This window comes from Acholeplasma oculi, from assembly GCF_900166985.1.
Taxonomy (GTDB): Bacteria; Bacillota_I; Bacilli_A; order Acholeplasmatales; family Acholeplasmataceae; genus Acholeplasma; species Acholeplasma oculi.
On the sequence record NZ_FUZK01000001.1, the window covers coordinates 196,200 to 209,138 of the forward strand.

Sequence of the window (12,939 nt, forward strand, 5' to 3'; positions counted from 1 at the left end):
AAAACGACCAATTTTAAAATAAGAATAAAGTTATATTGTTTTTTGATGTAAAAAACCACGCATTTATCTGCGTGGTTACTGTCATTGGAATAATTTATATATATTAATATGTCTTTTCGTCAATTGGATGTGCAATCAATATAGATATCATATCTTCATGAATTTTGTGATATAAGTTGATGACATCTTGCAATGTGATCTCATATATTGAGTTGATTGCTTCTTCTAAAGAAAGATTATATAAATGATATTTTCCATATAAATAGATTCTTGTTTCGATATCATCAAGTGCCATAATATAGTTTCCAATATATGCTTTTTTCAAAACATCAAATGCAGTTTGATCTAAATATTTCATAGCATCTTTTAAAAGGGTTTTTTGTACAAATTCATTAAGTTCACTTGGGTTTTCTGACTCAGCATCCATAATGAACACGAGTGTCTGGTCTTCCATCGTGATTTGGAAATCAAACCCATCCACAATATAGCCCATTTGTTGCATTTTTTCAACAAAATCTGACTGTTGACCAAATATTAATCGCATTAAAAATAACATTAATAATTCTGTTTTAAATAAATCAATTTCCAATTTAGAGGTTTGTTGATACTTAATACCCATCATTATAACGGGTAAACTAATGTTTAAATACATTTCATCACTTGGATTTACAACGTGAAATGGTTCATCAACTGGACTCATTAGAGGATTTGGACATTCTACCCTTTCTGGATATAGACTCATCAGATAATCTTTCATAGAATCGATGTCAATGGGACCATAAATGATTAATTGTCGTTTAGGACTTTTATAAAAATGATTAAAAAGCTCTAACAGTGAATCTTTAGAGATTAATTGAACATCGTCAATCGTACCTGCAATATCATTTTTAAGTGGATGTTGATGTAGCATTTGGTCATACATTTTTTGATACATTAATGTCATTGGGTCATCATCATACATTGATATTTCTTCTGAAATAATGAGTATTTCAGATTCAACATTTTCATTCGTAAAATATGTGTGGTCTAACATATCAAGTAATGCTTTTATACCTTCTTTGATATGCTTATAACCAGATATTGTGTAACTTGTTGATCGATACGTCGTATGTGCATTTGCAGTAAGACCAAGTTCATGAAATTTATGAAATGCATCACCATCTTCTGTTGCAAAAATTTTATGTTCAAGAAAGTGTGCAGAACCTGGAATAACATGAAATTTCTTTCCGTCGACTTCATAGGATGTTACAAAAGAACCCAGTGGAATATCTACTTGAATGTATGTCTGTTTGGTTTGTCCTTTTATGAGATGTACATGAAGGCCATTCGGTAAGTCAAATATCACTGGTTCTTGATTAAAAACATTAATCTTCATTCATTTCACCTCTTAAAACATAACTTGTCGTAAGCTTAAGTTTAGATAAAACTTTAGATATATCATCTTTTGATACGTTTTCAATCATTTGGACATATACGTCAAATGGGTTATCTATTTGAAGTAATCTCGTTAAGAATTGTCTTGGTATCAGTGATTCTTGATGATCCAATGAACTATATATTTGATTTAACATATAGTCTTTAGCCTGTTCTAAATCTTTATCACTTGGACCGTCAAAAATAAAATTATTCACTGTATCAATCATGAGATCCATAGCGATATCTTTCATGTCTTTATTGACTCCAGCATAGACAAATAAATACTTTTTATCATATTCAAATTGAGCTTCAACATCATATGCTAAATAGTTTTCTTCACGTACTTTTTTGAATAATAAACTCTCTGGATAACCACCCAATATAATTGCAGTAAGTAATGTAGCTACATAAAGAGGATCTTTTCTCTCAACATTCAGATAATATCCTAAAAAGATATAGGCTTGTTGCATATCCACTACAGTTTCATGACTTGTGAAACGTTTGTCTATATCAGGTATTTTAACTGGTTTTAGTGAATTTTTACTTGAGTGTTTCGTTATGGATTCAAAATCATGTACAAAAACATCGGTTATATCACCAGATGCATACACCCAACATGTATTTTTTAAGAAATAATTTTTATAATAATCATAGAGTTCTGTTACAGAAATATTTGCGACTTCTTGGTATGAACCGGTGATTGGTTTAGATAAGGAATGACCATTAAATGTATAATAAAGCATTTGTTCTTTACCATATTCAAAACGTCTATCTTTTTTTGTATGTATAAATGATAGTATACTTCGTTTAGTTTCAGTAAACATATCTTCTTTAAATTCTTGACGGTTAAAAAACATATCTTCAATTAAATCATTAATCTTATGCGTAAATTCTGCATCATCAAGCATTTTTGGATTTGGAAAAGTAAAATTTACTCGGATGACATGGTATTGACCAAAGGTAAAAATATGATTTGAAATGGTTGTTCCATATAAATCATAAAGTGCATGAGATAATTTTGTTTTCGTTGAAAACGAATCCGTGTATGAAGTTAATAGTCTTGTCAATAAAAAACGATACGCGAAGGCATCATCTTCTATTTTATCGATAAAATAGAGTGATACATGTACCGTTTTAAATGCATTGTTTTTGATTACAATCATATTTTTGTATTCAGAGCAATCTCCATCATTTTTGTAAATGCGTTTTGTCTTTCTTCTGCTGATGTTGCCTCATGTGTTACCAATGAGTCTGAAATAGTTAATAAACAAGCAGCATTTTTACCTGTTGCTAATGCATTAGCAAACAATGCGAAACTTTCCATTTCAACACAAATTGCATCTTGTTTTTCATAAATTTCTTTATATTCATCACCATTAATTCTATAAAAGACATCAGATGAGTGAATGGTTCCTTCATGAACAGGAATACCTAGTTTTTGTGCTGTTTTTTTAATCTTATTATTAACTTTTTTTGTAGCAGCAAGTTTTTTCTTATTACTTACACCCATTGTTTTAGCATAGCTTGATTCGCTCCAAGCATTTTTAGCTAATACAACATCATATAAATTTAGTTTATCGGTATAAGCACCTGCTGAACCAATTCTAATGATTGTGTCTACATCATAGAACTTGAATAATTCATAAGAATATATACCAATACTTGGCATACCCATTCCAGATCCCATAACAGTAATCTTTCTACCTTTGTAGGTACCTGTGTAACCAAACATGTTTCTAACACCATTGATTTGAACCACATCTTTTAAATATGTTTCAGCAATAAATTTAGCTCTTAATGGATCTCCTGGCATTAAAACTGTTTTTGCGATTAAATTATTATCTTGTAACTCAATATGAGGTGTTGCCATTTGTTTTATCTCCTTTTAAAATTGCTACGCCTGCTGACGTGCCTAATCTATTTGCGCCTTTATACATCATACGATAAGCATCTTGTTCTGTACGGATACCACCACTTGCTTTGATTAATCCCGTTTCACCAATTGCTTTTCTAATTGTAATAACATCTTCAACAGATGCACCTCTATTTGCATAACCTGTTGATGTTTTAACGAAAGTTGCGCCTGATTTTATAGCGATTTTTGATATATATATAATTTCTTTAGTATCTAAGTATGCTGTTTCAATAATAACTTTAACAACTCTACCTTCTGCTGCCTTAACAACAGACTTAATATCTTTTACAAGTGCTTTACGGTCACGTGCTTTAACTGCAGCAACATTTATGACCATATCAATTTCGTCTGCACCATCTTTTACTGCTTCTTTTGTTTCATATGCTTTCACTTTAGATACGTGTGTACCATGTGGAAATCCAATGACAGTACAAACTAATACTTTTGTATCTTTCAAGCGTTCTTTTGCATATTTCACCCAAATCGGTGATACGCAAACCGTTTTAAACTCATATTGAATTGCTTCATTAATGAGTTCATCTATTTGTTCTAAACTGACTGTAGGTCCAAGTTTAGTATGATCAATAAAACTATTTAATGCCATATGCTACCTTTCTATGCATCCATAAATGCATTTAAATTAATTTTTGTAAAACTTTTTGAAACTGGCTCCCATTTATGTTTTTTAGCCTTTTTGTTTAATAATTTATAAGTTTTCTTAGGTATAACCTTTGTTCCTTGTAAGAATCCTGGTACATCTTGTAAATGTTTATCGTGATTTTTAAGAAACTCTTGATAGCTGATTACTTTTATCATACCATCTGTTTGATTGAAAAGTAAATAATCTAGATATGGAGGAAAAACAACTTGGGTATTTTCCTTCCACTCTATAGCAATAAAGGGTTCGTGATTTTCATCCTCTATAAAATGATATTTAGGTAAGATGATATCTAAATCTTTATAATACTTTTGAAGTGCATCCCGTTCATCAATATATCTTAAAACACCTGATAATTTTTCCTCTTTTATAAAGTGAAAATCTTTATATTTTTCTGGGAATTTTTCAAGATATGCTTTTTTAACCATCTGAAACACTCTTAAAATACGTTCAGCATTAAACTCTAGAACATCTTGAAACATTTCAGATAATACAAACAAGTTAAACTCATCACAAATCTTTTTAACGATATGAATGATATGTTTAACAACATAAGTTGGTGTGAAAATCGGCAGTTCTAAATGGAAGTTAACTTCCAAGTACTTAGGACTCAAACGTTGGATATTTGGAACCTTAGATTTCGGAGTAATATAGAATGTACATGGATACCCTAAGTGAGGGTGTTGATATAAAAATCTAACAGATTTCTCATCCATCTCCACATCAAATCCTGGAAAATGATCAAAAAACTCAATAACTTCTTCCATATCAAGTACTCTAGATTTTTCTTTGAAAAAATGTAAATAGAAATGACTCATATAAACTCCAATCTTAATTCTAGTTTTTAAGTGTTTAAATCCATGATAGATTTTATTTTTACTAAGTCCGTACGGTCAAACTGTAAAGGTGTAATAGATACATAACCTTCATTATAAGCAGTAATATCTGAATCTTCATCTTCTTTAAACATAATAGAAGACCCATGTATATGATATAAATTAGGTTTATCGGATTTGATAAACTCATTATGTTGAATTCTTTGACCTAATTTTGTAATTCTAGTTCCTAGTACTTTTTTAAATTGTACAGCTGGATAATTTACGTTCAAAATGCCTGTGTTTTGGTAAAGATTATTTTCTATTAATTCATCTAGTAATTTAACTGTTTCATCATAAATATATGGTAATTCTATATTTGCAGCACTAAATGCAATTGCAGGAACGCCATATAGTTTAGCTTCAAATGCTGCTGCAACTGTTCCTGAGTAGTGAACATCCGTTGCTAAATTAACACCATGATTAATTCCTGATAGAACTAAATCAAATTCAGTGTCAAATATTTTCATTCCTGCACGAACACAATCCACGGGTGTTCCATCCACCATAATGGTTCTAACACTTCCAAACAAAGGTTCTACTTCAGTAATTTCAATTTGACCCTTTATACTAATAGCTGCAGATTTTGCACTTTGTCCATGTTTTGGTGCAGCAACAAATACGTTACCATAGTAACTTGCTGCTTTTGTAAGTAAAGCTATACCTTCAGCATGAATGGAATCGTCATTGACGACTAAAATATTCATTTATTTCCCCCTAATACATGTATACAACGTGTACACAAGCCCTCATTTGAAACAGTTGAAACGATATTCCAGCATCTTTCACATACATGGCCATTTGCTTTAGAAACAGATACCTCAAGTGAAGATCCTTCTGTTAATTCAACCATCGATACGATTAAGACTTTATCTAATTTATCGTTTAAATCTAAATATTTAAGTGCATCTATTAATTCTTTTGTTGCTTTTATTTTAACATGAGCTTCTAATGATTTACCAATAATTTTTGCAGTTCTTGCAAGTTCTAAGTGTTTTAGTACTTCATTTCTTAATAAATCAAACTTTTCATATGCTTCATGTAGTTTTGGTTCACGAACTGTTCCACCACGAGGAATTCTTTCTAAGTAGACATCTTCCTCAGGTTTAAACGGTAAGAATTGATATGCCTCTGATGTAGTATGTGGCATAATTGGTGTTAACATTCTTAAGAGTCCATGCAAGATATCATAGATGGTTGACTGTACGGCACGTCTTTCAAAATCATCTTTTGAATCACAATAAAGTGAATCTTTAGTGAAATCTAAATAAAATGCAGATAAATCATTAACGATAAATGGCATAATTGCACGAATAACTTCTGGGAATTTGTAATTTTTATAACTATCATTGACTTGTTTTGCAAGAACAATATATTTATCTGTCATTACTCGGTTTAATTGACCTCTCATGGACCAACCAACGTAATCTACTTCATAATTAAAATCATTTAAAACACCTAACATAAATTTAAATGTATTTCTTATTTTTCTATAGGATTCTGAAACTTGTTTCATAAGTTCATTAGAAATTCTTACATCTGCCTCATAATCAACAGATGCAACCCATAATCTAAGTACATCAGCACCTTGTTCTTTCATAACAGATAGTGGGTCAATTACATTTCCTAAAGATTTACTCATTTTTCTGCCTTGACCATCTAATACGAATCCGTGTGAAACGATTTCTTTATAAGGTGAGAATCCATGAACTGCTACACTTGTGGTTAGACTTGAGTTAAACCAACCTCTATATTGGTCTGAACCTTCTAAGTATAAATCCGCTGGAAATGATACACCACGACGACTTAAAATGGAGTATGATGTTCCTGAGTCAAACCAGACATCCATGATATCAAGTTCTTTAGACATACCTTCTTCAAAAGGATAATCTTTTGGTAATAACTGTTCTAAGTCCCACTCGTACCAAACATCACTGCCATGTACTTCAAATAAGCTTGCAATATGATCGATTAACTTCTTTTCAAGTATTGGAGATCCATCTTTTGCATAAACAATAGGGATTGGTACACCCCAAGCTCTTTGTCTTGAAATAACCCAGTCTTCTCTATCTTTAAGCATATTGGTTAAACGAGTTTCTCCCCATGATGTATTCCATTTAACTGATTTTACCGCATCAAGCAATTCCATTTTAATCATTGAAATACTTGCAAACCATTGTGGTGTGGATCTAAAGATAACTGGCTTTTTTGTTCTCCAATCATGTGGATATGAGTGTGTAATTGTTTCAGCGTGTATTAAATGTCCATTTTCTTGTAAATCATCAACAATCATTTGATTCGCTTTTTCATAGAATAATCCTTGATATTTACCAGCCTCTTCTGTCATGTGACCTTTTTCATCAACAGGTGATAATAACTCAAGATTATATTTTTTACCAACAAAGTAATCATCTTCACCATGACCAGGTGCAGTATGTACTAAACCAGTACCATCGGTATCTAAGACGTGTTCGCCTAATATTACAGGGCTTACACGGTCATAAAGTGGGTGACGGTATTTCATGTATTCGAGTGTGGAACCTTTAAATGTCTTTAAAACTTTTGGATGTTCAAATTTTAATAACGATGTTAGTTTTTCAAACAGAGCTTTCAAAACAATATAATTCTTACCATTTGAATTAAACCAAACATAATCGAAATTAGGATGCACACTGACCGCTAAATTTGCAGGTAATGTCCATGGCGTTGTTGTCCAAATAATAAGTCTTGTGTTAGGAAATCTTTCATCAATACAATCAAAACCTACATAAATAGATTTAGATTGTTTATCCATATACTCAATTTCTGCTTCCGCAAAAGCAGATTCAGATGAAGGTGACCAATAAATTGGTTTTAAACCTTTATAAATGATACCTTTATCAACCATATTAGCAAATACTCTTACCTGATCTGCAATAAATGATTTATCAAGTGTTAAATAAGGATTATCCCAATCTCCTAAAATTCCTAATCGTTTAAATTGTTCTTTTTGTACAGCAACTTGAGAAATCGCATATTCACGACAGATTTTTCTAAATTCAGCACGAGAAAGTGTTTTTCTATCAACACCTTTTTTAGTTACTTCATTCTCAATAGGTAAACCATGAGTGTCCCAACCTGGAATGTATGGTGTGTATCTTCCACTCATTGTTTGATATCTTAAAACAAAGTCTTTTAAAGTCTTTTGAAAAGCATGTCCAATATGAATATTATTATTTGCATAAGGCGGACCATCATGTAAAACAAAGGGTTCGTTATCCTTATTCTTTTCAAGTACTTTATTGTATAAATCCATGGTTTCCCATGTTTTTTGAATGATGGGTTCCCTTACACCTAGATTACCTCTCATCTCAAAATCTGTTTTTGGCATTAATAATGTATCTTTATAGTCCATATATGTATCCTTTCTTAATAAAAAACGTCCTTAAAAAATATCTAAGGACGAATAATTTCCGTGGTACCACCTTAGTTCACAAATAAAAATTTGTGCACTCATGATTTTAATATGCTCCTAGTTGATAATATATAAAGTGTTTGTTACAAGGCTTACACCATCCCCTGTTCGCTTGATACCTTAACTTGATATATCGTGTTCTAATCACAGCATGATTAAGTTAAATTAGTTCTAAGCCATTCTTCAATGGATCCATCTTGATAAAGATCTTTGGAACCAAATAAGTATGTGGTTTCATTAATCTCAACAATATGTCCTGAAATTGCGTATACAACACCTGATATAAAGGCTATTGCTTTATTTGCACGATCTACATGTAGTGCATCAAAATTTAATATCAAAGGCGCTCCATTCATCATTTGCTTAGCAAGTGCAGTTATATATTCATCATCATCATTTTTAAGTTGTTCCATAATGATACGTTCAGATGATTTTATAATGACTTTTTCTTCTTTTTTTCTTCCAAATAATCCCATTAAATAACCTCTTTAAATAATGACCCTATACGAAGAAAGTCACTATGATATTTTAATGCAATTTCATAATCTTGACTCATTCCCATTGAAATAACTTTAAAGCTATATTTAGATTTGAGTGATGCAAGTTCTTTAAATATTGTCTCAGTCTTCTCTAAATCGTTTATAGTACCTATGGTCATAAGTCCGATTAGGTTTATTTTATCATATTTTTCAATAGATTTCATTAAATCATCGAGTTGATTGATAAATATACCACTTTTTTGATCATTTTCTTCAAGATTGAGTTGGATCAGACAATTAAGTGGCATTTGACGATACTTTTGAATTTCTTTAGCAAGTTTTTCTGAGTCTAAGGTATGTAGATAATCTATTTCATTTATGATTTTTTTTACCTTATTTGTTTGTAGATGACCAATTAAATGCCATTTTATGTCATTTAAATGAGAGAGACTTTGTTTTTTTGTTAAAAGGTCATTTACGTAGTTTTCACCAAAATTTCTTAATCCAAGATGATAGATTTTAATCATTTCATCAGAATTAAAGTACTTGGAAGCAACAACGATTTGATCCTTATAATCAAGAATTTTCATACATTAAATCTAAAGAGCATAATATCTCCGTCTTGTACAATATACTCTTTTCCTTCAAGTCTTACTTTTCCACGTTCTTTTGCTAATTGAGGTGTGCCAGATTCTACTAAATCTTTATAAGAAAGTGTTTCTGCTTTAATGAATCCTCGTTCAAAGTCCGTATGAATAATACCTGCTGCCTGTGGTGCTTTAGTACCCTCTTTAAATGTCCAAGCACGTGTTTCCATAGGACCACATGTAAAGTAGGTTTTTAACCCTAATAATTCATATCCTTTTTTGATAACAGTATCCAATCCAGATTCTTTTAGTCCATAACTTTCCATAAAGAATAGTTGATCATCGCCATCTAAATTTGAAATTTCATATTCTACTTGAGCGGAAATTGGTATAACATCGATCCCTACACCATGAGCTTTTGATTTTAGTTGATTAAAATAAGCATTTTTAGTTGGGTCTACCAAATCAGATTCCGCAAGATTTGCTATATAAAGATTAGGTTTTAAACAAAGTAAATTCATGAGTTTAACCATTTTTAGTTCTTCATCATCAAATACTAAATCAGAAACTAAACCATCGTTTTCTATCATATGTTTAACTTTAAGTAAAACAGATTGTTCAATCATACCCTCTTTAACTTTTGTTTTAACTAACTTTTCTAAACGAGGTAATCTCTTATCAATAGATTCTAAATCAGCTAATCTTAATTCTAATTCAATGATTTCTAAATCTCTGATTGGGTCAATTTTACCTTCAACATGGGTAATGTTTGTATCGTCAAAACAACGAATAACATGCGCGATTGCATCAACTTGTCGAATATGACTTAAAAATTGGTTTCCAAGTCCTTCTCCACTCGCAGCACCCTTAACTAATCCAGCAATATCAATAAATTCTATTGCAGTTGGTATAATTTTACCTGATTTATATATTTTAGAAAGAACCTCTAAACGTTCATCCTTAACTTGTACAACACCAACATTTGGATCAATTGTAGCAAACGGATAGTTTGCAGCTAAAACTTGTGATTTTGTGATGGCATTAAATAGTGTTGATTTACCTACATTGGGTAATCCTACAATTCCAATACTTAACATAAGTATCCTCCTCCGATAAAAAAGGCGTGAACGCCTTTTTATGATTTTTTAACTAACCAGCTTGGTAAAGCACGCTTTTTAGTATCTTTTGTGTCTTTTGAATCTTGATGATTTTCATCATTTGAACCATCTAATGGTTCTAAACCTTTTTTCGTTAATTTCATTTGATCGCCAGAATCTTTTCTAAAAATCTCTCTTGCAAGATCCTCAATAGGATTTCCTTTAAGACTTAATTCATATCCTGTAGCAATAATAGTTACAATCATTTCATCATCTAAGTCAACATTCACTGTATGACCGTAGATAATATTTAAGTCAGATTCTGTAGCATTTCTAATTTCAGTTAATGCTTCTTCAATCTCAAAGAGTAACACAGACGGTCCAGTTGTTATATTAACAATCGCGTCTGTTGCACCATCAATGGAAACTTCTAAAAGTTTCGAATGAATAGCTTTTCTCGCTGCTTCAATCGCTCTGTTTTCACCTGAGGCAATACCAATACCCATTAAAGCTGTACCCTTATTTTCCATAACTGTACGCACATCAGCAAAGTCAACATTGATCATACCAGGAACTGCAATAATTTCTGCTATACCTTGTACACCTTGTCTTAGAATCTTATCAGACTCTCTAAATGCATCTAGTAATTGCATCGTATGATCTGCGATTGTAAATAATCTTTCATTTGGAATAACGATTAACGTATCTACATTCGGTTTTAAAGCTTCTAAACCAGTAATAGCATGTTGCATTCTTAAAGACCCTTCAAAAACGAATGGTTTTGTTACAATACCAATTGTCAAAATACCCATTTCTTTAGCTATTTTTGCGACAATTGGTGCAGCACCAGTACCTGTTCCACCACCCATACCACATGTGATGAAAACCATGTCTGCATTCGATAAAACTTCTCTAATTTCGGGCTCGGATTCTAGTGCAGCTTGTTTACCCACTTCAGGTTTAGCACCAGCTCCAAGACCTCTTGTTAATCTTTTTCCTAGTTGAATACGTTCATCTGCTTTAGATACCTTAAGTACTTGAGCATCTGTATTCATTGCAACATAGGATACCCCTTTAACGTCGTTTTCAATCATACGGTTAATTGCACTGTTTCCACCGCCACCGACCCCTATGACCTTAATAACGGGCTTTTGATTAAATTCATCAAATCCTCCAAAAACCATGATATCCCTCCTATCATTCTTATTGTAGTCTATTTTTGTTAAAAAATAAAGTGTTTAGTAACGAACTTGTTCGTAATTTGTCTTTTCATAAAACTCTTTTTTAAAATCAAGCAATCTGTCTTCTTTAATTGCTTGTCTGATTTCTTTCATGAGATGCTTTAGGTAAGCCAAATTTTGTATAGATAAGATACGTTGTCCAAAAGACTCTTCTGCTTTGAATAAATGTCTAATATAACTTTTTGTATATGGACTAATAGAAGTACTTAAATTTGGATCAAGAGGTGACATATCAGACTCGAATTTCTTATTTTTAATCGTAATTTTTCCAACAGTCGTTAGTGCTGTTCCATGTCTTGCGTTTCTAGTAGGTAATACACAATCAAACATATCAATACCATTTATAACATTTTCAAGTAAATCTTCAGGAGAACCTACACCCATGAGATATCTAGGTTTATTTTGTGGCATAATTGGATTTAAGAATCGAGTCATCTCATACATCTCTTTTTTTGTTTCACCAACAGAAAGTCCACCGATGGAGTATCCTGGAAAATCCAATTTAATCAATTCCTCAGCACAGTATTTTCTTAAATCCTGATTGAGCCCACCTTGAACAATTCCAAAAAGTGCTTGATCCGTAGTTAATGCATCTTTTCCTCTTTTTGCCCATCGAATGGTTCTTTCAACAGAATCTTTCATATAAGCATCAGTTTCATAGGGTGGCGGACATTCATCAAATGACATGATAATATCAGCACCTAAATCTTCTTGTATCTTGATTGCATCTTCAGGACTTAAAAATAATGGGGCTCCTGATTTGTGATGTTTAAAATGTACCCCTTCTTCTTTAATATCTCTAATTTTGGATAAACTAAATACTTGAAACCCACCACTGTCGGTTAAAAGTGCTCCATCCCAATTCATAAATCCTCTAATTCCACCATGTTTCTTTACAATATCATTTCCAGGTTGTTGCCATAAATGATACGTATTAGAAAGTATTAAACCCTCAGAGACTTCTCTAATTTCACTAGGAGATAATGTTTTGACTGTTGCAAGAGTTCCAACAGGCATAAATATAGGTGTTTCAAAAACACCGTGTGGAGTGGTTAAACGTCCTAATCTTGCACCACTTTGTTTACAAATATGTAATAATTCATACTGAATCAATTAAATCACCTTCCGTGCTTGAAATTATACCATAAAATGATAAAATATTAGATGTTAAAAGCGGTAGCCTAGACCACCCGCTATAAAAAAACAAGGAGTGTTAA

Annotated in this window: 12 protein-coding genes; all 12 read right to left on the reverse strand. The window is 31.8% G+C overall.

The genetic code is table 11. The features are described 5' to 3' along the window. Positions 1–103 precede the first annotated feature (103 nt). The gene (yfmH, locus tag B5X49_RS00935; protein WP_052670009.1) at positions 104–1,375 is read right to left on the reverse strand and encodes an EF-P 5-aminopentanol modification-associated protein YfmH; all 1,272 of its coding nucleotides are present in this window, start codon (positions 1,373–1,375) and stop codon (positions 104–106) included. After that, positions 1,365–2,579: a M16 family metallopeptidase gene (locus B5X49_RS00940; protein WP_045749335.1), complete on the reverse strand. Its 1,215-nt coding sequence runs from the start codon at positions 2,577–2,579 to the stop codon at positions 1,365–1,367. Before B5X49_RS00940 ends, yfmH begins: the two co-directional genes overlap by 11 nt. Continuing rightward, entirely contained in the window at positions 2,576–3,286 is a 711-nt protein-coding gene (gene deoD, locus B5X49_RS00945; RefSeq protein ID WP_045749336.1) for a purine-nucleoside phosphorylase, read from the reverse strand. The genes B5X49_RS00940 and deoD overlap by 4 nt, the downstream gene beginning before the upstream one ends. Continuing rightward, complete coding sequence (deoC, locus tag B5X49_RS00950) at positions 3,267–3,935, reverse strand: deoxyribose-phosphate aldolase (RefSeq protein ID WP_045749337.1); 669 nt, start codon at positions 3,933–3,935, stop codon at positions 3,267–3,269. Before deoC ends, deoD begins: the two co-directional genes overlap by 20 nt. A gap of 11 nt (positions 3,936–3,946) precedes the next feature. Further along, positions 3,947–4,807 (reverse strand): hypothetical protein, encoded by an 861-nt coding sequence (locus tag B5X49_RS00955; protein ID WP_045749338.1) that lies wholly within the window; start codon positions 4,805–4,807, stop codon positions 3,947–3,949. Between the two features lie 26 nt (positions 4,808–4,833). Next, the gene (gene surE, locus B5X49_RS00960; RefSeq protein WP_045749339.1) at positions 4,834–5,571 is read right to left on the reverse strand and encodes a 5'/3'-nucleotidase SurE; all 738 of its coding nucleotides are present in this window, start codon (positions 5,569–5,571) and stop codon (positions 4,834–4,836) included. Continuing rightward, a complete protein-coding gene (ileS, locus tag B5X49_RS00965) occupies positions 5,568–8,258 on the reverse strand; it encodes an isoleucine--tRNA ligase (protein ID WP_045749340.1) in 2,691 nt (896 codons plus the stop codon). Before ileS ends, surE begins: the two co-directional genes overlap by 4 nt. A gap of 215 nt (positions 8,259–8,473) precedes the next feature. Next, complete coding sequence (sepF, locus tag B5X49_RS00970; RefSeq protein ID WP_045749341.1) at positions 8,474–8,794, reverse strand: cell division protein SepF; 321 nt, start codon at positions 8,792–8,794, stop codon at positions 8,474–8,476. Further along, positions 8,794–9,387 (reverse strand): YggS family pyridoxal phosphate-dependent enzyme, encoded by a 594-nt coding sequence (locus tag B5X49_RS00975; protein ID WP_045749342.1) that lies wholly within the window; start codon positions 9,385–9,387, stop codon positions 8,794–8,796. Before B5X49_RS00975 ends, sepF begins: the two co-directional genes overlap by 1 nt. Beyond that, complete coding sequence (gene ychF, locus B5X49_RS00980) at positions 9,384–10,481, reverse strand: redox-regulated ATPase YchF (RefSeq protein ID WP_045749343.1); 1,098 nt, start codon at positions 10,479–10,481, stop codon at positions 9,384–9,386. The genes B5X49_RS00975 and ychF overlap by 4 nt, the downstream gene beginning before the upstream one ends. A 38-nt stretch (positions 10,482–10,519) precedes the next feature. Beyond that, complete coding sequence (gene ftsZ, locus B5X49_RS00985) at positions 10,520–11,665, reverse strand: cell division protein FtsZ (protein ID WP_045749344.1); 1,146 nt, start codon at positions 11,663–11,665, stop codon at positions 10,520–10,522. Positions 11,666–11,719: 54 nt separating this feature from the next. Next, positions 11,720–12,835 (reverse strand): tRNA guanosine(34) transglycosylase Tgt, encoded by a 1,116-nt coding sequence (tgt, locus tag B5X49_RS00990; protein WP_045749345.1) that lies wholly within the window; start codon positions 12,833–12,835, stop codon positions 11,720–11,722. Positions 12,836–12,939: the final 104 nt, after the last annotated feature.

Bases quoted from the DNA above. Each gene is read 5' to 3' on its own strand.
- yfmH (WP_052670009.1), bottom strand. From the start codon at position 1,375: ATGAAGATTAATGTTTTTAATCAAGAACCAGTGATATTTGACTTACCG.
- B5X49_RS00940 (WP_045749335.1), bottom strand. From the start codon at position 2,579: ATGATTGTAATCAAAAACAATGCATTTAAAACGGTACATGTATCACTC.
- deoD (WP_045749336.1), bottom strand. From the start codon at position 3,286: ATGGCAACACCTCATATTGAGTTACAAGATAATAATTTAATCGCAAAA.
- deoC (WP_045749337.1), bottom strand. From the start codon at position 3,935: ATGGCATTAAATAGTTTTATTGATCATACTAAACTTGGACCTACAGTC.
- B5X49_RS00955 (WP_045749338.1), bottom strand. From the start codon at position 4,807: ATGAGTCATTTCTATTTACATTTTTTCAAAGAAAAATCTAGAGTACTT.
- surE (WP_045749339.1), bottom strand. From the start codon at position 5,571: ATGAATATTTTAGTCGTCAATGACGATTCCATTCATGCTGAAGGTATA.
- ileS (WP_045749340.1), bottom strand. From the start codon at position 8,258: ATGGACTATAAAGATACATTATTAATGCCAAAAACAGATTTTGAGATG.
- sepF (WP_045749341.1), bottom strand. From the start codon at position 8,794: ATGGGATTATTTGGAAGAAAAAAAGAAGAAAAAGTCATTATAAAATCA.
- B5X49_RS00975 (WP_045749342.1), bottom strand. From the start codon at position 9,387: ATGAAAATTCTTGATTATAAGGATCAAATCGTTGTTGCTTCCAAGTAC.
- ychF (WP_045749343.1), bottom strand. From the start codon at position 10,481: ATGTTAAGTATTGGAATTGTAGGATTACCCAATGTAGGTAAATCAACA.
- ftsZ (WP_045749344.1), bottom strand. From the start codon at position 11,665: ATGGTTTTTGGAGGATTTGATGAATTTAATCAAAAGCCCGTTATTAAG.